This window comes from Polynucleobacter ibericus (assembly GCF_018687955.1).
GTDB classification, from domain to species: Bacteria; Pseudomonadota; Gammaproteobacteria; order Burkholderiales; family Burkholderiaceae; genus Polynucleobacter; species Polynucleobacter ibericus.
The window spans coordinates 1,492,494-1,514,283 of record NZ_CP061309.1; the positions used below are offsets into that span (position 1 = coordinate 1,492,494).

At 43.8% G+C, this 21,790-nt stretch carries 26 protein-coding genes; 5 read left to right on the forward strand and 21 right to left on the reverse strand.

What is annotated here, in order from left to right; genetic code table 11:
* Positions 1 to 161: 161 nt before the first annotated feature.
* The 9 genes from AOC20_RS07610 to AOC20_RS07650 form a co-directional block, all read right to left on the reverse strand.
* Positions 162 to 713, reverse strand: coding sequence for a flavodoxin family protein (locus AOC20_RS07610; protein WP_215359913.1), 552 nt, complete (start codon positions 711 to 713; stop codon positions 162 to 164).
* A 26-nt stretch (positions 714 to 739) separates the two neighbouring features.
* Positions 740 to 1,483 (reverse strand): transporter substrate-binding domain-containing protein, encoded by a 744-nt coding sequence (locus AOC20_RS07615; protein ID WP_215359915.1) that lies wholly within the window; start codon positions 1,481 to 1,483, stop codon positions 740 to 742.
* Between the two features lie 86 nt (positions 1,484 to 1,569).
* The gene (locus tag AOC20_RS07620; RefSeq protein ID WP_215359917.1) at positions 1,570 to 1,980 is read right to left on the reverse strand and encodes a carboxypeptidase-like regulatory domain-containing protein; all 411 of its coding nucleotides are present in this window, start codon (positions 1,978 to 1,980) and stop codon (positions 1,570 to 1,572) included.
* 77 nt (positions 1,981 to 2,057) lie between these two features.
* Positions 2,058 to 3,038, reverse strand: a complete 981-nt coding sequence (locus AOC20_RS07625; RefSeq protein WP_215359919.1) for a quinone oxidoreductase family protein — start codon at positions 3,036 to 3,038, stop codon at positions 2,058 to 2,060.
* A gap of 28 nt (positions 3,039 to 3,066) precedes the next feature.
* Entirely contained in the window at positions 3,067 to 3,513 is a 447-nt protein-coding gene (locus AOC20_RS07630) for a DUF2452 domain-containing protein (RefSeq protein WP_215359921.1), read from the reverse strand.
* A gap of 40 nt (positions 3,514 to 3,553) precedes the next feature.
* Complete coding sequence (locus AOC20_RS07635; RefSeq protein ID WP_215359923.1) at positions 3,554 to 4,087, reverse strand: superoxide dismutase family protein; 534 nt, start codon at positions 4,085 to 4,087, stop codon at positions 3,554 to 3,556.
* A gap of 70 nt (positions 4,088 to 4,157) precedes the next feature.
* Positions 4,158 to 4,703: a DUF3833 domain-containing protein gene (locus tag AOC20_RS07640; protein ID WP_215359925.1), complete on the reverse strand. Its 546-nt coding sequence runs from the start codon at positions 4,701 to 4,703 to the stop codon at positions 4,158 to 4,160.
* 3 nt (positions 4,704 to 4,706) lie between these two features.
* Positions 4,707 to 5,255 (reverse strand): chalcone isomerase family protein, encoded by a 549-nt coding sequence (locus tag AOC20_RS07645; protein ID WP_215359927.1) that lies wholly within the window; start codon positions 5,253 to 5,255, stop codon positions 4,707 to 4,709.
* A complete protein-coding gene (locus AOC20_RS07650; RefSeq protein WP_215359929.1) occupies positions 5,252 to 5,650 on the reverse strand; it encodes a thiol-disulfide oxidoreductase DCC family protein in 399 nt (132 codons plus the stop codon). The genes AOC20_RS07645 and AOC20_RS07650 overlap by 4 nt, the downstream gene beginning before the upstream one ends.
* A 60-nt stretch (positions 5,651 to 5,710) precedes the next feature.
* Between AOC20_RS07650 and AOC20_RS07655 the strand changes: the two genes are divergently transcribed.
* Positions 5,711 to 6,085 carry a DUF2237 family protein gene (locus tag AOC20_RS07655; protein WP_215359931.1) on the forward strand — a complete coding sequence of 125 codons (375 nt, stop codon included), beginning with the start codon at positions 5,711 to 5,713 and terminating at the stop codon, positions 6,083 to 6,085.
* Positions 6,086 to 6,092: 7 nt separating this feature from the next.
* Entirely contained in the window at positions 6,093 to 6,992 is a 900-nt protein-coding gene (locus AOC20_RS07660) for a histone deacetylase family protein (protein WP_215359933.1), read from the forward strand.
* Positions 6,993 to 7,005: 13 nt separating this feature from the next.
* Here the strand turns inward: AOC20_RS07660 and AOC20_RS07665 are convergent, their stop codons facing one another.
* The 9 genes from AOC20_RS07665 to AOC20_RS07705 form a co-directional block, all read right to left on the reverse strand.
* Complete coding sequence (locus tag AOC20_RS07665) at positions 7,006 to 7,557, reverse strand: phasin family protein (protein ID WP_215359935.1); 552 nt, start codon at positions 7,555 to 7,557, stop codon at positions 7,006 to 7,008.
* 90 nt (positions 7,558 to 7,647) lie between these two features.
* Positions 7,648 to 8,286 carry a lipid-binding SYLF domain-containing protein gene (locus tag AOC20_RS07670; RefSeq protein WP_215359937.1) on the reverse strand — a complete coding sequence of 213 codons (639 nt, stop codon included), beginning with the start codon at positions 8,284 to 8,286 and terminating at the stop codon, positions 7,648 to 7,650.
* A gap of 374 nt (positions 8,287 to 8,660) precedes the next feature.
* On the reverse strand, positions 8,661 to 10,454 hold the full coding sequence (locus AOC20_RS07675) for an amidohydrolase (RefSeq protein WP_215359939.1): 1,794 nt from the start codon (positions 10,452 to 10,454) through the stop codon (positions 8,661 to 8,663).
* Positions 10,455 to 10,589: 135 nt separating this feature from the next.
* Entirely contained in the window at positions 10,590 to 12,296 is a 1,707-nt protein-coding gene (locus tag AOC20_RS07680) for an amidohydrolase (RefSeq protein ID WP_215359950.1), read from the reverse strand.
* A gap of 24 nt (positions 12,297 to 12,320) precedes the next feature.
* Positions 12,321 to 13,199 (reverse strand): hypothetical protein, encoded by an 879-nt coding sequence (locus AOC20_RS07685; RefSeq protein ID WP_215359952.1) that lies wholly within the window; start codon positions 13,197 to 13,199, stop codon positions 12,321 to 12,323.
* A 16-nt stretch (positions 13,200 to 13,215) separates the two neighbouring features.
* Positions 13,216 to 14,034 (reverse strand): hypothetical protein, encoded by an 819-nt coding sequence (locus tag AOC20_RS07690; RefSeq protein ID WP_215359954.1) that lies wholly within the window; start codon positions 14,032 to 14,034, stop codon positions 13,216 to 13,218.
* A gap of 99 nt (positions 14,035 to 14,133) precedes the next feature.
* Complete coding sequence (locus AOC20_RS07695) at positions 14,134 to 14,937, reverse strand: hypothetical protein (RefSeq protein ID WP_251373079.1); 804 nt, start codon at positions 14,935 to 14,937, stop codon at positions 14,134 to 14,136.
* Between the two features lie 58 nt (positions 14,938 to 14,995).
* Positions 14,996 to 15,391, reverse strand: coding sequence for a COG4315 family predicted lipoprotein (locus AOC20_RS07700; RefSeq protein ID WP_215359956.1), 396 nt, complete (start codon positions 15,389 to 15,391; stop codon positions 14,996 to 14,998).
* 26 nt (positions 15,392 to 15,417) lie between these two features.
* Positions 15,418 to 15,957, reverse strand: coding sequence for an OmpA/MotB family protein (locus AOC20_RS07705; protein ID WP_285896896.1), 540 nt, complete (start codon positions 15,955 to 15,957; stop codon positions 15,418 to 15,420).
* A 288-nt stretch (positions 15,958 to 16,245) separates the two neighbouring features.
* Here AOC20_RS07705 and ahpC point away from each other — a divergent pair, with 288 nt between their 5' ends.
* Both ahpC and ahpF read left to right on the forward strand, forming a co-directional pair.
* Positions 16,246 to 16,809: an alkyl hydroperoxide reductase subunit C gene (gene ahpC, locus AOC20_RS07710; RefSeq protein WP_215359960.1), complete on the forward strand. Its 564-nt coding sequence runs from the start codon at positions 16,246 to 16,248 to the stop codon at positions 16,807 to 16,809.
* Between the two features lie 99 nt (positions 16,810 to 16,908).
* Positions 16,909 to 18,486, forward strand: coding sequence for an alkyl hydroperoxide reductase subunit F (gene ahpF / locus AOC20_RS07715; RefSeq protein ID WP_215359962.1), 1,578 nt, complete (start codon positions 16,909 to 16,911; stop codon positions 18,484 to 18,486).
* Positions 18,487 to 18,556: 70 nt separating this feature from the next.
* Here ahpF and AOC20_RS07720 read toward each other — a convergent pair whose 3' ends face one another.
* Positions 18,557 to 18,913, reverse strand: coding sequence for a DUF1622 domain-containing protein (locus tag AOC20_RS07720; protein WP_215359964.1), 357 nt, complete (start codon positions 18,911 to 18,913; stop codon positions 18,557 to 18,559).
* A 120-nt stretch (positions 18,914 to 19,033) separates the two neighbouring features.
* Here AOC20_RS07720 and AOC20_RS07725 point away from each other — a divergent pair, with 120 nt between their 5' ends.
* Positions 19,034 to 19,669 carry an NAD(P)H-dependent oxidoreductase gene (locus tag AOC20_RS07725; protein WP_215359966.1) on the forward strand — a complete coding sequence of 212 codons (636 nt, stop codon included), beginning with the start codon at positions 19,034 to 19,036 and terminating at the stop codon, positions 19,667 to 19,669.
* 70 nt (positions 19,670 to 19,739) lie between these two features.
* Here the strand turns inward: AOC20_RS07725 and AOC20_RS07730 are convergent, their stop codons facing one another.
* Together AOC20_RS07730 and AOC20_RS07735 are read right to left on the reverse strand one after the other, a co-directional pair.
* Positions 19,740 to 20,315, reverse strand: coding sequence for a phasin family protein (locus AOC20_RS07730; protein ID WP_215359968.1), 576 nt, complete (start codon positions 20,313 to 20,315; stop codon positions 19,740 to 19,742).
* Between the two features lie 312 nt (positions 20,316 to 20,627).
* The gene (locus tag AOC20_RS07735) at positions 20,628 to 21,737 is read right to left on the reverse strand and encodes a linear amide C-N hydrolase (protein ID WP_215359970.1); all 1,110 of its coding nucleotides are present in this window, start codon (positions 21,735 to 21,737) and stop codon (positions 20,628 to 20,630) included.
* Positions 21,738 to 21,790: the final 53 nt, after the last annotated feature.

A 21,790-nucleotide genomic window follows, 5' to 3' on the forward strand; every position in this document is an offset into this window, starting at 1 on the left:
CAGGCATTGTCCAAGAGCCTAAAGGGGCTGTCAAACCAGTAAGGGGGGATTTAAGGGAATAATCCCTTTCAATTCAATTACTTATGAAATTATAAACCCAGTCAGCCCAGAAAGAAAAAACCACCCGCAGGTGGTTTTCGCTGTTAAATCAGTTACTTAGCCTACTTAAGGCGCTGCGTAATGTCAGCAATGCGCAGTCCATAGAGTCGTGCGGTCTCTAGGTCGCCTGGATTTACCTCATCGGCACTCGCATCCGAAGGAGTTTGCATCATCGCTCCGGCTGACGAACCAACGTAGTTAATATCATCGCGCTTAGCTGCTTTTGAGTTTGACGGCATTAAGCCAGTGCCAACCCATAAACCAGAATGCTGCATGGCTAAAGTAAAGAAATAATGCAGCGTGGAATGCTTGTCACCATTCATAGTTGCTGAGTTAGTGAAGCCGCCAAAAACTTTATCTTTCCATTGCTGAGAGAACCACTGCTTTGAAGTAGCATCAGCAAACTTTTTAAATTGCCAACTCACTGTACCCATATAAGTTGGCGAACCAAAAACAATCGCATCTGCCGCGTTCAGTGTTTCCCATTGCGCATCAGTGATATTACCCTCCGCGTCAATTGCTACTAATGTGGCGTTAGCACCCTTTGCAACTGCCTCCGCTTGTTTCACTGTATGGCCATAACCACTATGAAAGACCACCACAATTTTTGTCATATTTTTCTCCTTTAAAGATTGAGTTTCTATACTGCCGAATAAATAGGGGCGGCAGATAAACCTTGTACTTCGTACTGCCGAATTAAATTGGCTACTAAACCGCTGCGAATGAAATCCTCTACACAAGCACTGAGAAATTCTACTGCTTCAAAATTGGATTTTTTAGTAGCAATTGCTTGCTGAATACCAGTAAATTGACCATCTAATATTCGTAAACCTGGGACTTTTTGAGCAAAAGCGACCAAACCAGTCTTCAGACCAGCCAATGCTTCTAGATGATCGCTCATAAACAGCTCATTACTTGCTTGCAAGCCAGGAGCATGCGCCAAAGTGGCATGCTTTAAATTGCGCTGCAACCAAAGATCATATGCACTTTTATGAAAGGATGCGATACGAACTCCGGGCTGATCTACTTGAGAAATTTCCCAAATAGATGAGCCTTCGGGAACGAGATAGGTAGCCTCCAACTCTACATAGGCAGGTGTAAAGGTGACTTTCTCAGCACGCGCAGGATCAGAGCCCACCAATACAATGCCGCATCTGCCACTAGCCGCAGCATCTACAACCTCTTCTTGCGTTTCATAACCCTTTAAGTCCAAGGACACGTCTAAACGCTTTGCGATTTCACGACAAATATCAGGCGCTATACCAGTAGGCTCGCCGGCTGAATTCCGCCCTGTAACCAATAAAAAATTACCCAGATATACGGCAGCAGAAAGAACTCCGTGAGGGGCAAGTTGCTCCCTTACTACAGATGAAATCGAACTCAAGCGAATCCTTAGGGTGAAATAACCTAATAACTATAGAACAAATTCAATATTTATTCTGATGACGCAATACGTCATTTAGTAGTGCACTATTTCCAGAACAGTGAGATTTTTTGCGGTGCATCAGCCTTAATAGAAAGCGCCTTTTTTTGAGTAACCCCCTGATAAGTAGCGTCAATTACATAGTCACCGGGCACAAGATTGATCAGCATATATGGGCCATCTGCTAGTGCTTCAAAAATCACCTCTTTTTTTGCATTGGTCACTTTAATGCTCGCACCTGAAATCCAAATGCCTCTGCCATTTTCAATTTGAGACATCTCCAGCAATAGAGGCCATTGCTTCGCCTCGGCAAGAATTGCAACAGTCTCGCTTTCGCCAATACCACCAGTAATATAAGAAACCCCTTGCGAATAATTCGTATCTGGAATTTGCGCTAAAGCAAAAGAGCCTATGAGTAATAGCTGGGTTGAAATAATAATTTTGAAAAGTGTTTTCATTCTTTCATATTACGTCTCATTGACTAATAAAAAAAGCCCCGTTGATACGGGGCTTATGTACGCTAGAACATTTAAGCTTAAGGCGTCATCACAATCGCGCCTGAAACTTTGCGCCCTTCAGCTGCACGATGCGCATCTGCAGCCTGCTCTAATGAATACTTGGCACCAATTTGCACTTTAACTTGTCCTTGAGCAATCGCATCAAATACTGCTTTGGCGTTTTCTTTTAATAAAGCTGCGGTAGCGTTATGTGGAAATACAGAAGGCCTTGTTAAAAATAGACAACCCTTCTTATTTAGAATTTCTGGCTGAATCTCGGGAGCAGGACCTGAAGCGGCACCGAACAAAGCAACCGTCCCAAAAGGTGCGGCACAATCCAATGAGCCTAAGAAAGTAGTTTTAGCAACGGAGTCATAAACTACATTAGCCTTTTTGCCGCCAGTTGCTTTAATGACTTCTTCAACCCAGTTGGGCTGAGAGTAATCAACCACTGCATCGCAACCCGCCTCTTTGGCCGCAGCAAACTTTGCTGGAGAGCCAACAGTACCAACAACCAATGCGCCTAAGGCTTTTGCCCAGCCCGCGAGAATTTGACCCACACCGCCAGCAGCTGCGTGCACTAAAACCACATCACCTGCTTTAACTTTATAAGTCTTCTGCACTAAATATTGCGCAGTCATCGCTTTAAAGAACACTGCAGCAGCTACTTCATCGGAAATATTATCTGGCAACAAAACCAACTTGTCAGCTGCAACATTGCGAGCACTTGCATACGCGCCAATGCCAGCATTCATATAAACAACACGATCGCCCACTTTGAAATCAGCGACACCTTCTCCAACTGCCTCAACAACGCCAGCGGCCTCATGGCCCAATCCAGTAGGCATCTCAAGGGGGTAAACACCAGAGCGCTGATACACATCAATGAAGTTAAATCCAATCGCAGTTTGACGAATCTGGACCTCTCCTTTTGCGGGAGGAGGTAATTCTTTATCGATTACCTTGATTACGTCTGCGCTACCTAGCTCAGTAAGACTAACCACTCGTGCTTTTGTCACATGTCACCTATATTGTTTTTATAAAAACTCATATTACAGTAAGGGCATCCGAAGATTCCTCTTCAATCACCGCCCAAGTACTATCACCCAACTTCTTTACCGCCATTGAATATGTCCAGCCGTCTGGAATACCGCAACTCCAGCCACTTGGACCATTCTGTATAAGTACGTTGACACTATTTCTGGTGTCGTAATACAGGTGGTAAATTTTTCCATGGATGGGATTAAAGCTAAATTTAGCGCTATGCACCATCTCCGTGGCATCCAGCCTTGCTTGCAATGCCTTAGCCTGCTTCATTAAGACTTCGGCCTGCTCCATGATGCGGTCGTACTCAAGCTTGGCATTCTGCCGGGCTACATTAACAGCCTTGTCTTTTTCTTCTGTGACCTTAATAGGCGCAAATACTGGGGCACCCACTTCCATTGGATATTCAATCCCTGCGTGACGCGCTGGATCGGTATCTTCGATTCTCATGAAATGCCCTGTATCTCTTAATGTATTTAAATAAAAGTGCTTACTTAATTAAACCGCAAGCAATGCGTGGACCAGAATTTCCGGCGGGTTGAGATTTGTAGTCATCCGGATCGCGATGCACCACAACCGATCGACCAACAATTCCGGTTGGACCTGTATTAACTGCAAATCCATGCAACTTGGCGCTATAAGTAGCATTACCATTTGCATCCGATTTAATGTTTGGCATATCTCCCGCATGATTCATACCGCTGTTTGGCATGCCATGCGCTTTTGTATCGGGATTAAAGTGACCGCCTGCGCTAGTGGCATCGGGCGCTGAGCAATCACCTTTTTCATGCACATGAAAGCCTTGTTCGGCATTTGGCTTCAACCCAGAAAACTTACCACTGACAAGAACATCACTGCCCTGCCAAACGAAGGTGACTTCACCTTTAGCTTGAGATCCTGAACGAGAATCTAAACTTGCACTAGCTTTTTGGCCCGTTCCTTGCTCCATCGATTGGCAGGCCACTAAGGACAAAATTCCTACGGTAGATAAGGCAATCGAAGCTTGCTTTAATTTCAGATTCATCTGGATCTCCCTGGTTAAGACACTCAATGGCGCCCTTCAAGAAAGTGTGACACAAAACCAGGGCTTTTGCTTAGCGCTTGTAGAAGCTCAAGGTGACCTCACCTAGCTCTATGCCAAACTTGCTCATCTTGGCCTTATTGAGCATTACTTTGGGGGTCACTAGGTACATCCAATCATTAAATTGAACGTTATAGATAGTGCCATCAACTGGCAAAGCAAGGGTATAAGTCCAATTCAGGGCATTTCCCGCTAAGAGGCCCTGGGCATCTCCCACCACATCATCTGCTCTACCAATGAAGTTACCTGGCGACTGCTCAGTTAAGGTCCAGATGCGTTTTTGCTTTGTACCATCAGAGTACTCAAAGCTTTCATCTAATGTGCCTACTTTTTTTCCCTCAATTACGGTCCAATTGGCCTTGATCAAAACAGTAAAGCGCTTTTTAACTTCGCCACTACGATCTGTAAAGATGCCATAGGCATCAATCGTTCCAGAGAAGTATTCACTTAAATCCAAGGTTGGCTTCTCAGTAGCATATTGAGAAACCTGGGGTGATGAACAAGAAGCCAATAGTAAGCTACAAAATAAGATGCAGATAAGACGGGCAAGGGATTTCATGGATTAACAAGCCTCATTAAAAAGTGGTGGTGGACAAGTTTGTCCGAGCAACTCTGCTCTTAGCTTTGGGGCACTTGTTTTGGGATCAAGCCAAATGCCAAAAAATGCTTTTGGAAACTCAGTCCCCGGAATTTGAGCAATCTGCTTGCCATCGTAATAGAAGGTAGTTCCTTGCTTTGGGGTGTAGATGGCGGTCAAAGTTTGTCCAGATTCCACATTAGGCAAAAAAGATGTTAACTCCTTTCCCCAAAGTGCTGCCTGGGAATCAGAGATACCAATACGCTTCATCTCTTCAACACTACGATTGGCAATAGAGCTGCCTGAGAAGGACTTTTGATAACGCAAATCTAATGCAAACTCCGGGGCAGAGAGTGAGCCCACTCGATAAAACGAGGCATCATAAATGTGTAAGCCCCACCAAGTAAGACGACCGCTACCCTGCAGTTTTGCAGCACTTAAATGCGGGGGCAATACCAGTGGGTCACGCGCAAAACTCATTGGCATGAATGCGCTTAACAATGCGGCTAATAGCAAGAATCGAATGATCTTCATGGTGATTTTGATTTCACTAATCGCAATGCAGTTGGACCTAAAAGGCTAGATATAGCATGTCTATTTTTAGCGAAGAAGAGGTAGCCGAGTTTCAAAAATGGCTGCAGGGACTTTCTGGAAAAAAACCAAGCTAAGCGAGGCAAGTTAGCACGGCGATACGCCTCCGGAAACACTGCAACGCCCTGAATCAATTTACCGCTAGCAAACTGACCATACATCGCTGCCAATGCAGCTTCACAGGAGATCCCAAGCGTTTGTGAGTCAAACTGTTCAGAGTTGATATCGACAAAATCCAAAAGATTGGCTTGATTTCGTCCTGATAAAAACAGAATTTCCGCCTGGCATAAAGGGCAAGCGCCATCATAAAACAGGGTAAATTTTTCTAACTGGGTCATTGTTCAGCAAGTTTACGGCTAATTCAATAAACTGGCTGACACATCAACTTTAAGGCTGTTATGCAAAAAGAAATTGCGCTAAATGTATTTGGAGAGCCGCTGATACCCTGCTCTTTTGATCCCCTAACAGGTTTTTTTAGAGATGGTTGCTGCAAAACCAATGAAGAAGATGTGGGTAGCCACTTGGTCTGCGCCATTGTGACCAATGCGTTTTTGCAATTTAGCCTAGAAAAAGGCAATGACTTAATTACCCCAAGACCGGAGTATCAATTTCCAGGTTTGGTTACGGGTGACCAATGGTGTCTATGCATCAATCGCTGGGTAGAAGCCTTGAATGCCAATTGCGCTCCATTCATTAAACTCGAAAGTACGCACATCAAAGCACTAGAGACAGTTCCTTTAAATATTCTGAAGGAATATGCGCGAGAGGCATAAGAGCAGAGTGAAAGCTTTTTATACAGACCATTTCGTATTACCCCTGCCAGCTGGCCATCGCTTCCCAATGGAGAAGTATTCTCGCTTACGGGATTTAGTTAGCAGTTTGTCCGAGATTGAGCTCGTAGAGGCGCCGCCTGCTACTGATACTCAAATTCTTTATGCCCATGATCCAAGCTATCTTATTAAAGTCATTGAAGGCAATTTATCCGCTCAGGAGCAAAGAGAAATCGGCTTTCCCTGGAGTGAAAAAATGGTGGAGCGCTCGCGTCGCTCAGCCGGCGCTACAGTAGCGGGAGCCAAAACTGCATTACAGGAAGGTATTGCTGCTAATCTTGCCGGCGGAACACATCATGCATATCGTGATGCTGGGAGTGGATTTTGTGTGTTCAATGATTCTGCGATCGCAGCGCGCACTCTCCAAAAAGAGATTAATCCCTCACTCAAAATTGCCATAATTGATTTAGATGTTCATCAAGGTAATGGCACAGCATCGATTCTGCAAAACGATGATTCTATTTTTACCCTTTCAATGCATGGAGAAAATAACTTTCCATTTAAGAAAGAAGAGAGCGATCTTGATTTAGGTTTAGCAGACGGCTGCAACGATGAAACCTACTTACACTCCTTGGGTGAATGTCTTGATCAACTGGATGCACGATTCAAGGCAGACTGCCTCATCTTCTTAGCGGGTGCCGACCCTCATGAGGGCGATAGGCTAGGCAGATTGCAACTGAGTACAGAAGGAATGCGCTTAAGGGATGAGGCGGTATTTCAGTACGCGCTAGATCGTCAGATCCCCATTGCCTTTTCAATGGCGGGCGGCTATGGCAAAGAAATTGAATCTACTGTGGACATTCACTTTCAGACCATTAAAACCGCCCTACAATTTCAGAAGCAGTACTAATACTCAATAATCTTTAGCTCTTCTTTTTTGCAGTGCCTTTTGGATTAGCAAGATTACTAACATTCTCTACGCTCTTCTCAAAATTAGTGAAAGAGTCAGCCATGGTGGCGCGAATCAACTCAAAATTTTGCAAAGCATTATTGAATGAAGTTTTAAATACAGAAACATAGGCTTCGCTACCAGCTGGCGCATTATCCGTTGCTTCATTCACGAAATGGATTAAATCCGCTTTTGATTGCTGAATCATGGTTTCGGCAATATCAGCTAATTCCTCATTACCGCTTTTCAAAACCTGAAGTAATTGATTGTGATATTGAGAGATCTCTTTGGCAGCATCTTGCAACACCTCTGCATGCACATACTCAAATGCTGAGCGAGGATCTTGGGTTTTCATCAACTCTGATACCCGCTTCTGCATCATGGCAGCCAATTCTTGAGTAGCTTGCTGATTAATTTGAGCGATTGCCTGAGCACTTTCAATTGCCACACGCCCAGCAGCCTTAGTCGCATCAACAGCGCTTTGCTGTCCGGGCATCGCATTCATATCAAATGGTTTCTTACTCATATCAGCCTTTCAGATTGGTGGGGATATTCACCAATCTACTCTCGTTCAGGCTGGTTTCTATAGAGAAATACCAGTAGAAGCGGTCTTGCTTTACTTCTTTTTTGGAAGACTATTCAAGGTGGCAGCATTATTAAGCTGCTGATCTACTAAATAGAGCGTACCGCCATAATTGGCCTGCAAATCATAACCAGAGAGCCCCACTGTATAGAAGGTTATTTCAGGATTAAACGAACGGATCGTACCGCCTGATCCGGCAGAAAAATTCGCATCTACATCCAGACCACCACGCTGACCATCAATTGTTGCTAATAAAAACTGATCAATTGCGGTAGGCGTCTTAAAGATCGCAACCTGATATTGATCTTGATATCCCGCTCCTAGACCCTCACCTGTTTTAAGTGCTTGCATAAAAATAGGTTCTTGACGTCGCTTGTCAAATAAAACACCTTCACCACGAGCTACAACCAGTAGAACAATATTGACGTTAGTAGTGGTGAAAACTGCATAGCCAGCTGCCTGATCAATCTCTTTCTGCACTGCTGGCTTTTGCTTGATCAAGGTATCAAGCCCAATCTTTGACATTTTTAAAGTAGCTTCACGCTTTTGAATAATTTCTGCAGATGTAAGCGGTTTGCCGTCTTGACCAGTGGACTGGCAGCCCAAAAGTAATAATGCTGATGCCAATACTGCAGCAAGGTTTTTTGAAAAAGAGTTAACAGATTTAGTCATGATTTCATTTATTGATTAGGCTATAAGCTATACATTGATTACATGTGGGACTGATAATTTATTCAATTCCACTATGTCTGCCTCTGCGGGTTTAGTGAAGAAATAAGACAGAATACAGGCAGCCAAAATAATGAGCATCCCAATTACCAAACCCCAACTTCTCTTATCAGACTTCAAGCTTTAATCCTTAATTTTATTCGTATAGCAGATATTGTCCGCTAGGACTTATTTCTCAATAAGCTCTGGCCAGGAGAATGTGATCTATTTTAAGCGCCTATTGAGGTCGCACCCTTTATCTCTCAAAAATTACCCGGCATTAAAAAGCCAACCCGAGAGTTGGCTTTTTAGTACAGCCCAGCTCTGAAATTAAGGCATCACTTCGAAGATCTAGGCTTCTTGGTCTCGGATACTGGAATGACCTTGCCGCCCAATACCGTCGCATAAACGCCCACATCCTTGATCTTCATTGCGGGAACTGTTTGAGGGTCAGCGTCTAAGACTGCAAAGTCTGCAAACTTACCTGCCTCAATACTTCCAACCTTGTCCTCAACACCTAGCGTGTAGGCAGCATTGATCGTAATCATCTTCATGGCATCTGCAGCAGTGACTGCCTCAGCAGGAGCCCATACTTTGCCATCGTTATAGACATCCCTGCGCGTAACCACTGTCCATGCTTCCTTTAGCGGCACAGGGGCTGATACAGGAGCATCTGAATGGATGGAGGTAACAATGCCATTTCGTACTAAAGTACCAAGACGCGTCGCATAAGAGGCGCGATCAACACCTAATGCAGGGTATTCCAATTTAGCGCGCTCAGAAATATAAGAAATATTAGCGCTCACTACTGCACCTAAGGCTTTAATCTTCATCACCATAGCAGTCGATGCAATACCAAAGTGATTAATCGTGTAACGATGGTCAAAACGGGGTTTTGCATCGAGCATCAGCTGCAGTGCATTAATAGAATGTAAATTTCCAACGTCGCCATTACTATGAATGTGAATGTGATATCCAGCATCCCACCATGGCCTCATGGCGCCAGCAAACTCTTGTGCTGATTTGTAGTTGGTGGAGCCCACACTACCATCTGTATAGCCCGGATTCTCCATGCGCATAGTCTCCGGCAAATACCCGCCGTCACTATAAAACTTTACCCCCTGAAATATCAGTCGATCATTATCTTGCTGCTTTAGGGCTTGAGCTTCTGCAATTGCTTTATCGCCATACTTCTGGATAAAGGGATCTGCGTACACCACTGGAACAATGCGCAAAGCGCCGGCAGCTGATTGGCTAAAGTCTTTGGCAATTTTCAGTTCCGTATCAATATTCAGTGTTCCAAACGCTAAATCACCTGAGGTAGTAATACCACCCTGCTGCATGAGATCGCTCATATACAGATAATCAGTGGGAATTTCATTGGGCTTCAAAACATCCTTACCAGCAATACTAAGAATGTAAGAGATGGCAGGTATTTCTAAAAACTGTCCATTAAGCTGACCATCTTTATCAAGTCCAACGCCTTTGACACTCTTCACTTTCTCTGGAGTTAGGCCATATGATTTGATAAAGGCGCTATTTACATACATATCATGACCAGAGATATCCCAAACAATAATGGGCCTGGTGCTAGAGGCTTGGTCCAACAGCTGGCGATCAGGTAGCTTACCCATTGCCACGACGTCATAACCCCACGCCAACAAAGTCTCATTAGGATTTTTAATGTTGTCAGAATATTTCTTCAGCTGATTGATAGCAGCCTGCAAATTTGGAACGCCCGGAAATGGTGCCCCCCAAGGATTTGGCATCGGGGATGGAGTTAACAAGGGCTTGTTAAATAAAATTCCAGCAAGTAGTGGATGGGCATGAGGCTCAATAAAGCCTGGGTAAACTACTTTGTTAGCAAAGTCTCTATTAATTTGCGTTGGGTACTTATCTGTCCAAGGCTTCATATCCTCTAAAGAGCCAACAGACAAAATACGACCATCTGCAACAGCCACAGCAGTGGCATTCGGAATCGCTGGGTCCATAGTGACAATTTTCTTGGCCACAAAAACCGTGATGTTGGAGACTTTAGGGGTTGATGGAGGATCGATCAACTGCACTGCACTGGCCAAACTCGAGCAGAGTCCAATGATGCTAATAGAAATGATTTTAAGTTTGAGTTTCATGAATATTCCAGAGATCAGTCAATTTCAATATGATACTAAATAAGATAACTGCAACATATTAGTGTTTGTCACGCCCTAATAAGTAAAACACCCGCCGAAGCGGGTGCGTAGAGCCTGATAAAAATCGTCAAGAAACTAGTTTAGGTTAACTGGCTTACCGTCAATCCAAGTCCCTTTAACTTTGATGTTACGAATATCGGCAGGGGGTGTTTGACGTGGGTTCTTCTCCAGAATCACCAAGTCAGCCTGCTTACCAACCTCAAGACTGCCCACAATATTGTCAGCAAAGACTTGGTAAGCTGCATCAATCGTTACCGCGCGAATGGCATCATCAACTGAAACGGCTTGATCCGGTCCCAATGCCTTCTGTGGCGGCAACTGCCATAAACGCGTTACCTCTTCGCTAATATAGTTTAAAGGACCAACTGGTGAAACTGGCGTATCGCTATGCAAGGTAAATTTACCACCAGCGCGCTTGAAGTCTCCTGCCGGGTCAATACGCTTAGCGCGCTCTGCCCCAATGATGTGATTATTAAATGCTGCACCCCAGTAGTCAACGTGACCAATTGTAAAACTTGGAACGACGCCCAACTTAACCGCTTTTTTCACTTGAGATTCATTGTTCACTGTGAAATGCTCAATGCGTAAACGACGATCTTGCGGCTTTGTATTATTAGCCAATAGTTTTGAGTAGGTGGCTAAGGTTTGATCAATTGCTTTATCGCCATTGGCGTGAGTAGAAATCTGCCAGCCTTGATCAAAAAACGCTTTTGCTGAAGCATAAATATCTGCATCTTTGAAATCAAGCTCGCCACTCCATTTTGAATTCTCAGGATATGAATACGGCTTATTTAAGGCAGCTGTGAGGCCCTGGGTAGAGCCATCAGAGATATATTTAATACCAATAAAGCGTAATTGGTCATCCCCCTCGTTTGGCTTAATTGAAGTTTTCCCTGTGGGAATAGATTCGCTAAACAAATATCCACGAATACGAATAGGCGATGCATTCTTTGCAAAAATGCCTTTGTATATAGCAACCTCTTTATCAACACCAAAGTTACCACCAACACTCATTTCGGATGCAGTAGTTACACCTGTAGAAGCAATCTTCTTCATAGTGCCCTGAATAGCGCCCAATAATTGAGCCTCTGTTGGAGCAGGCATTTTTGCCATGAATGCCAAATAGGAAGGTGGCTCAATCAATTTACCAGTGAGATTCCCCTTTGCATCTTTAACGTAAACACCACCACCAGGGGGATTAGGTGATTTATTTGTAACGCCAGCAAGCTCTAAAGCCTTGTGATTGACATAACCAATGTGACCAGATTGATTCACAATGAAAACTGGCACATCTTTAGAAACTTTATCCAAATCGTCAGCAGTAAGCTCGGCCATAAAAGGCGTAGTGCGAGATGGATCAACACCAAAACCGAAAAGCCAACCACCAGCTGGGACATCCTTAAGAGCTGCCTTCATCTTTTGAATTAAGGTTTCCTTAGTGTCATAAGGCAAAGTAAAGTTGCTGAGATTCAAACCCAAACCCTCAAATACCGAGGTCACAATAATATGCACGTGTGGCTCAACAAAGCCTGGCATCAAAGTTTGACCCTTCAGATCAATTACCTTAGTGGTACCGGCCTGCCATTCTTTAATAACCGCGTCTTTAGTTCCTACTGCCACGATCTTGCCATTCTGAACTGCAAGTGCCTGCACTTCTTCATTCTTAGCATTAACAGTAACAATGGGGCCGCCATAAAAAATGGTGTCGGCGTTGCCTTTAGCAAAGACAACGGCACAATGTGCCATCAATAAAACTGAAAGCAGCTTTGACATTGATTTCATATTTTTCCTTGTAGTATTTGGTGATTACTTCAAAATAACCAGCGTTGCAGTTGCGCGAGCGCCCCAACCAGACGGGCCTCCTGGAGTATTGCTTACGTAATAGATTGGACCCGCACCAAAAGAAAACGGTATACCGTCAATCACCATTAACTTGGAAACTCCTGCATACAGTGGATTGGTGGTGCGACGCGAATCATAGTTATATTGCGCCTCCATATTGGCGGTATAAGTCCAAGCCGTTTTTGTTGTGTAAGCAAGGAATGGCTGGCCATACAAATTGTTTTGTGTCCCAAAAGCAGGGTTGCCGCCTACGTTCCAAGATTGGTAACCCAACAAACCATACGTCCATGGGCCATCACGATTCAGAACCACAGCAGTTACGCCGGCACCAGTTTGCTGTGAACCAAACTTGCCGCTATTACCTGAAGGTGATTGCGCATAAGGACCAATACCCCAAATCCAAGAGGAATTGGTATTAGGTGCATAGAATGACTCAAGTGTCACACTCGCGATGCCGTAACCCGAAAATGAACGGCCTGGGGCATATTCAACACTGGTTTCTCTTACGCCAGCCACAATCGGACGCACAATAAAAACATCGCCGCCACCTAAATTAAATGGGGCTACCGGTTGGAACAAGAGTGTTTGTTCAGAGCCGCCTTGATTGAGACCAACACCACGGCTGAACTCATATTGCAATGGCACAGAAATCATATTAGCAATTGGATTAGCTAACTTCTTAGCAATATCTACACTATCTACCGCCGGCTTAGGAGCTGCCAATGCCCCCGATTTTTCAGCAGCAACAGTTCCAGTGCGTGCGGCTGCCTCTTGGGCTAGAAGCGAAGATGAAAAAGTAGCAGTAATTACCAATGCAGCCGTTGATTGAAGAATGAATTTCATAAAAGTAACTTAAGAATTAGAAGTGAAAAGTTGCTGATAATTGCGGACCCTGAAAGGTCGTCTTTTGTAATAGGCCGGCACCATTAGTCTTTGAGGAGTCCATATCATAGTAAAGGCCTCGATAAACCAAGGAGACATCAACCCACTTCTCAATCGTCTTGCCTATGCCCGCCATTGCCTGCCACGTAACATTAGTTGTACCACCGCCACTACCGATATCTCCATAAAAAGGTACATACCAAGTAGATCCAGCAATGCGATAGCGCCCTTTGAAACCAACAATAGGATCAACAGTACTCACGGTCTTAGAGTCACTCAATGAATAATTCGTACCATCAAGAGCAAGATTCAATGTAGCTGTCACGCTAATCCAGCGAACGCCCAGCAAACCGTCCACAGTAGTGTCTTGATTATTTAGCAAGTTATAAGTAGCTGCACCAGTCAAAATGGTTTGCTGAATGGTAGGCTTCATTGCCACTCTAAAGTTATAACCTGGGGCTGGAGTGACTGGGACGGTGCTAGTTTTTTGTAAGGTGGCGCTTACCACATCGGCCATCATTCCCCACTTACCGTAACGAGCCTCTCCAGCAATCATGCCACCCGACTTAAGATTGCTGATCAGCTCGCTCATACTTACGTCTGCGGTATTGAGGTATTGACCTTTGTAATTAAGTGTTGAGCTAATGGTAGGCAGCCAAACATAAGGTGTTACATCCACAGTCCATTCATTGGAGATCTTGGGAATTGGAGAAAGCTGCTCTTGAGCATGAGCAATGCTCACAGATGTTAGGAGTGCAAATACTGCCGTAAATACTAAGAAGATTTTCTTATTCATATAGAGGTTCTATTGGATATAGGGTAGGTAATGGGAAAATTGGCGCTAAATTTGAGAGCTATTGTAGCCTTTAGGGCACGCAACGGCGGGTTTTTAATGCTAAAAGTTGTATGAGATCTTGGCATAAGTCGACCAATCATATTGCTGATAGGTTTGCACCACTTGCTTACTGCCCCCCACTGCAAATACCCAGTTTTTATCCAGTCGATGGGTGACCATCGCATCAATCGGCACAAACCACCCACCTCCGGCAGAGTTGTAGACCATTCCGTTTTCATCCCAGAAGCGGAGCATGGTGTTTGGCGACAGCTGCAAACCTAGAGTGGGAAATATTTGCAGGTTTCTGACTAGCGCTGGCTGAGTGGGGTTAGCACTGAGACTATTATTTTTAGTGTCAAAGCCATACATATAGCGCAGCAAGGGCGAAAAATCAGTCACATGGAGCAGACTGTCTACCTCGGGCATAAAAGACCAACCTAGCTGAGGCCCAACTGCCCACTGTCCGTTATTGCCAAACGGAAACACAACGCGACCGCCAACTAGAGCTCCGAGGGGTTTCAGAAAATTGAGGTCCTGACCCCATACCGTCACCATGGTATTGCCGGCACTGTACTGACCTGAATTATTGGCAGACGAAATAGAGTTGTAATTCGATGCGTAAGAACTATCGAGACGTATACGTCCGCGCCAATTGCCAGCCTCTAGAGGGTTGTAATACCGGAGCTTAAGAATATTTTGATAATTATCATTACCATCATAATTATGGTAACCCCAAAATTCCAGCACCTTACTGTTAGTTAATCGCTGAGAATCATTGTCAAATTTTGAGATGGGGACTAATAAGCCTTCAGCATAGCTAGCTGAAACAAAAAGGCTAATAAGAAGCGATAAAAATATTTTCATGAAAGACAATGCCACCCTGAGGTGGCATTTGTTACATTGAGCTAATGAAAACTGTAGATTATGGCGTTACAACATGCCACACGTTGTTCACATTATCGCCAGTCTTATCGCCAGGATTTTTATCCTTGACGAAGAAATACAGCGGCTTACCTTTGTATGTCAACTGCTTTTGGCCGTTGGCACGAGTGATAGAAGAAAAATTGCCTGAAAGCATGATGCCAGGCTCTACATACACTGGAGGCCAGTTATCAGCACAAGTAGAGATGCACTCTGATTTACCTGAGCCAGTCTGATCCTTATCAAAGGTGTAAACCGTTTTGCCATAGCTGCTGGTCAAAATTCCGTTTGTCACTTTTACAAAATCCGCAGAAGAGGTTTTGATATCAGGCGTACTGCAAGCAGCCAAAGACATTGCAACGATTGCCGCTGCGCAAAGTTTTACTAAATGTTTCATTCTTAATTCCTCTATTTGGCTATCAATTAATTACCTGGTCCAACCAAGGTAACTTCAATACGACGATTCTGTGCACGTCCCTCTGGGGTTGCATTAGAGGCAACTGGATTGGATTCACCCATGCCTTGCGCAGAAATTAAACCCTGACTCACACCCTTGCGAATGAGGTAGTCAACTACGTTGTCAGCACGCTTAGACGACAAATCCAAATTCGTTGCAATTCCTTGATTACGTAAGTCAGCACCAATCGATACATTATCTGTGTAGCCACGTACTACCACTTTAGTATTTTTGAAACCAGACAATGTTGGCGCCATTTTTGCTAAAACTTGCTCAGCTTTAGCATTTAAACGATAACCACCCTCTGGGAACAAAATTTTGTCGCGAATCGTAATGCGTAATTCACCCTGTAATTGGCGAATTTCTACTTCATCACCTTGGTAAGCTTGTTGAAGCTGGCTATAAGCCTGATCCAATTGGTTGTATTTGTTTTGACTTACGCAAGCACTTAAAAGGGCAAGTGCTGCAATAGATAAGGCGATAAATCCTTGTTTTGCAAAACTCATGTTATTTCTCCACATTATTCAAAAAAATAGCCCTTTTGGGCAATACCAAGACTATAGCTTAAGCAAATACCCAAACCTTTCAAAATCCTACAAAAAACATTAAAAATTCTCAAAAGAAGCTCACTTCAGGCTATTAAGGCATGTTTCAGGTCCATAGCCCTTAGTTATCTAAATATTCGATTATAAATATCAAATTAATTCATTAGACAAATAAAGAACTGAGGTTCAAAATTCATGCAGTTGCATTAGTAACCAATGAAATTGATTAACCAACACTAGGAGCACAGTATGTCCATTATTAACACTGCAGTTCAACCTTTTAAAACCGAAGCTTTCCACAATGGCAAGTTCGTAACCATTACTGACGAAACCCTCAAGGGCCATTGGTCAGTTCTCATTTTCATGCCAGCAGCATTTACATTTAACTGCCCAACAGAAATTGAAGACGCAGCTGATAACTATGCTGAATTTCAAAAGATGGGTGCTGAGGTTTATATCGTAACAACTGATACTCATTTCTCACACAAAGTTTGGCACGAAACTTCTCCTGCTGTTGGTAAAGCAAAGTTCCCACTCGTTGGCGACCCAACACACACTTTGACAAATGCATTTGGTGTTCATATTCCTGAAGCAGGTTTGGCATTGCGTGGCACATTCGTCATCAACCCAGAAGGCATTATCAAAACAGCAGAGATTCATTCAAATGAAATCGCTCGTGATATTTCTGAGACTTTGCGTAAGTTGAAGGCTGCTCAGTACACAGCCGCTCACCCAGGCGAAGTTTGCCCAGCTAAGTGGAAAGAAGGCGCAGCAACATTGACTCCATCTTTGGATCTCGTAGGCAAGATCTAAGCTGTTGCTCTAATCCATAGACTCTCTTCGGAGAGTCTATTGGAGAGGACAAGCTCCTGCCCAATAGACTCACCTAAAAAAATACCTAAGGAAATCATCATGCTCGATACCAATATCAAATCCCAATTAAAGGTTTATTTTGAAAAGATCGTTAGCCCTATCGTTTTAGTTGCTAGCGTAGATGGAGGAGACAGCTCCAAGCAAATGCTCGAGCTCTTAAATGAAGTAGCAGAACAATCCGATAAGATCACCGTCAAAACAGATGGCACGGCTGAACACATCCCTAGCTTTACTGTTAGCAAGCAAGATCAGGCTGCACGCATCACCTTCGCTGGCCTACCCATGGGTCATGAGATGACCTCTTTCATCTTGGCTATTTTGCAAGCTAGTGGTTATCCAGCCAAAGTAGAGCAAGAGGTGATCGAGCGCATTATTAAATTGGATAGCAAGCTCAGCTTCCAGACATTTATTTCCTTGTCTTGCCATAACTGCCCTGATGTTGTGCAAGCACTCAATCTCATGGCAGCCCTCAATCCAAACGTAACCCATGAAATGGTTGATGGTGCGCTGTATCAAAGCTTAGTGGATCAACATCAAATCATGGCTGTACCAACCGTCATTTTGAATGGCGAGGTATTTGGTCAAGGACGCATGACTGTAGAGGAAATAGTCGCCAAGCTTGATACTGCAAGTCCTAAAGAAGAAGCTGCAAAACTCTCTGCTAAAGACCCATATGATGTTTTAGTCATTGGTGGCGGACCTGCCGGTGCGGCTGCGGCAATTTATGCCGCTCGCAAAGGTATTCGCACTGGTATCGTGGCCGAACGCTTTGGTGGTCAAGTCATGGACACTATGGGCATTGAAAACTTTATCTCTGTTAAAGAAACTGAAGGGCCTAAGTTAGTTCAAGCACTTGAGCAGCATGTAAAAAGTTATGAAGTCGACATCATGAACTTACAGCGCGCTAGTGCATTACGCAAAACAGATCATGGTATTGCAGTGGAATTGGTGAATGGCGCAGTTCTCACCAGCAAATCTGTCATTGTGAGTACTGGCGCCCGCTGGAGAGAGATGAATGTTCCTGGCGAACAAGAATATCGCGGCAAAGGTGTTGCCTATTGCCCTCACTGCGATGGCCCGCTCTTTAAAGGCAAGCGTGTTGCCGTCATTGGTGGCGGTAATTCTGGTGTTGAAGCTGCAATTGATTTAGCGGGTATCGTTAGTCACGTCACCCTAATTGAATTTGACAGTAAATTACGTGCTGACGCGGTCTTGCAAAGAAAGATGGCTAGCATGCCCAATGTCACCGTGATTATGAGCGCGCTCACTAAAGAAGTATTAGGTGAAGGCGGCAAAGTAAATGGCTTACGTTATCAAGACCGCGTGAACAATACTGAGCATACGATTGAACTTGAAGGTATCTTTGTGCAAATTGGTTTATTGCCAAATACTGACTGGCTCAAGGGCACCATTGACTTATCCAAGCACGGTGAAGTGATTGTCGATGCTAAAGGCGAAACTTCATTGCCTGGTGTATTTGCAGCCGGTGATTGCACAACGATTCCGTATAAGCAAATCATCATCGCAATGGGTGAAGGCGCAAAGGCCTCACTTGGAGCATTTGACTACCTCATCCGCTCTTCAGTTGCTGAACCACAGGAGGCAGTTGCTGCATAAACAACTACTACGCATGAAAACTAAAGGGAGCCCAAAGCTCCCTTTTTTATTTGCCAGTAATATCAGGCGGCTAATCAGATTGACCGGGCCTAGGTGCTTGCCATGGCCAACGACCATCGATCTCTAGAGTTAATGACCAACTGAGGAAGCAACGAATCAATACGATAGCTCCCAATACCGCCACACTAGTCATTGTTGGACTGATTGCTACAGTACGGATCACATCGCCAGCAACTAAAACTTCTAGACCCAATATGAGGGATCGCACTATCTGAATGCGAAAAGTTTTATAAGCAATATCTATAGTCTGAGTAATTAAGCCCTTGGCAAAACAGAAAAGGCCCCATAAAACGCCTAGCGATACAACCGCAACCCCAAGAGCATCCATCACATCACTGACGGCTCGAATAATTTCAATTTGATTCATGTTGAAGTCTTTTTATTTTGAATTGCTCCATATTAACCCGTTTAAGAACGCTTAGCCCTAGGTACCGATATAAATTACACTGTCTGATCTATTTGCTTTATTAAATCCCTGGAAATCAGAATGAGCTTAATTGAAAAACTCCAGTGGCGCTACGCTACTAAAAAGATGGACCCAACAAAATCTGTGCCTCTTGAAAAAGTAGAGAAAATCCTGGAAGCCATTCGCTTAACTGCTAGCTCCAGTGGTTTGCAGCCATATGAAATTCTAGTGATCACCAATAAAGTCATTCGTGAAAAAATTAAAGCGATCGCCTGGAATCAAACGCAAATTGTTGACTCGTCTTATTTACTCGTGTTTGCTGCGTGGGACACCTATACAGCAGATCGAATTAATCAAGCATTTGATATGACTGAAACGATTCGCAACTTCAAAAGTGAAGCTGGTGATATCTATCGTCAAAAGCTGCTAAGCACCTACCCTACACAAGATCTTGAAACCAATTACAACCATGCTGCTAAGCAAGCTTACATTGGCCTGGGGACCGCACTTATTGCTGCAGCATATGAGCAAGTAGATTGCACGCCAATGGAGGGTTTTGATCCCATTGTTCTAGATGAAATCCTCAATCTCAAGGCAAAAGGTTTGCGTAGTGTTGTCATGCTACCTCTGGGCTACAGAAATGCAGATCAGGACTGGTTGTTGGGTCTCAAGAAAGTGAGAAAACCTAAGGAAAGTTTTATTACTTGGATAGAGTAAGAAATTTGGCCATCTTGTATGCAAAAAGCCACCCGAGGGTGGCTTTTTAACAGTAAAACGAACTAGCTAATTAAACAGCAGCTTTACGGCTTTTAGCAGCTGGCTTAGCAACAGCGTATTGACCTTGAATGTTTGCTAAAGCAGCATCAACACTCTTCTCAAAGTTAGCAAATGCATCAGTTGCAGTTGCACGAACTTGGTCGAACTGTTGGAGTGATGTTTCAAATGCAGTTTTAAATGCAGAAACATAAGCCTCAGAACCAGCAGGAGCTGTCTTAGTAGCTTCTTTAACAAAGTTAACCAAATCAGCACGTGCATCATCAATAGAAGCGTCAACTATTTGAGCAACTTCTTTGTTACCGTTACGAACTACTTGGTTTACTTTAGCTTGGTAAGCAGCAGCGTACTTAGCAGCTTCTTGAGCAGCTTCAGGCTGAGCTAACTTAGCCAATTGTTGTGGGTCCTTGATGGCCAACAATTGTGTGCTTGTATCTTGAGCAGCAACTAAAGCATCTTTAGCAGCAGCTTGGTTGATTTCAGCTAATTCTTGAGCGCTTTCAACAGCAACTTGTGCCAAATGTTTAGCGTTTTCGATAGCTTTAGCTTGTGCAGCAGCAAATTGGTCGTTTAATTGTGTTTGAAACATGATTTATCCTTAATTAGTTAAATAGGTTTTTTATTGCGATGCACCATTTTAAAATCCCTATTTCCCAAAAGCAAGATATTTTTGTTGCAAAGCAACATATATTTACAAAACCCCTGTTTAAAGCCTTAAAATGGGGTTTTTAGTGTGCATTACCCTCTAGTTTTATAGGCATGTTTCATTGGGACACATGCGTAAAAAGGCAATCTTTATCGCTTTGAGCGACCCCTGGTAATCCATATTGATCCCATCAAAATCAAAAAAAAACCCGCCGAAGCGGGTTTTTTGGTTACTGATCAGCCTATCTTCAGTAAATTAATTTACTGGTACAACAATTTTAGGTTTGTCCAATTTTGTGTACTTAATGTCTTTAGCATTGACATCCATCTTTTTGAGATCGAAGCTATAAACGTTAGTGTTCTCGTACATCTTCACGCTGTAAGTCATCTCTTTGTTATTGGCCACAACGCTCCACTCGGTTGTCTCATATCCACCTGCACCGCCACCATAAGGATTGCTTGCAGGCAATGTTACTGAACCAGGGGGAATATCGAAACTCCCGAGAATATGCCATGCTGCTGAGGCTGCCTGAGCAGTTGTAAAGTTGGTAGGCACTGAGCTTGAGAGAAATACAGCACGAATAAAGCGGCTTGGACTCAAGTAATCCCCTGGGAGACCATGCAATCCATTGCCTGAACTAGGTGCCGCAAATGTAGCGCCATTAATAACTACTGGTGGCTTCTCCACTTTAGAGAGATTGGAATAATTTCCAATGTTATTTAAATGATCCTGAAATGGAGGATCATTCGTCAACACAGTCACTGGGTTATCGGTAATCGTTAATTGACCCTTCATGTACTCAACCACAATACTTTTTCCATTGGCATCATGGAATGTGTAGTGAACTGGCGGGGTGCGATTACCATATACGGGCAACTTAGCGCCATTGACTTTAATCTTCTGCAGTCCAGCTTTGATTTCATCAACAGTTGCAAAGTTTGTCAAAACATAAGTTAGCACCTGGACTGAATTAATACTCTCACTGGAGTTCGCCGCAGTAACAGCCTGATAGGAGGCGCTATTTGGGAAGTTCAGCAATCCCCCAATCAAGCCTTTTTCATTCATACCATCAACATACTCTGCTAGGCCCAATGCATTCATACCAGCAACTGCATATTTAGTGTTCCAGTTTAGGCCTGACCCATACTTACCGTCTACCCCAATCCCTTTGAGGGCATAGCCTCTAGGAATCGTAGTCAGCTGTGAAGCCAGCGGCATACCAAATTCCATGGTCCGTCCATAGGCGTAACCACCATCGTTACCTTTTAACAAGAAACTCGTGCAAGCGTTACCTGCTATTGGGGCAAAAGCCAAAGTAGCCGACACAGAAGCAGCCACTATCTTTTTAATTATTTTTTGCTTCACAATTATCTCCTTAAGAAATAGATCAATTTGGTATCAAAATCTAATGGCAGTAT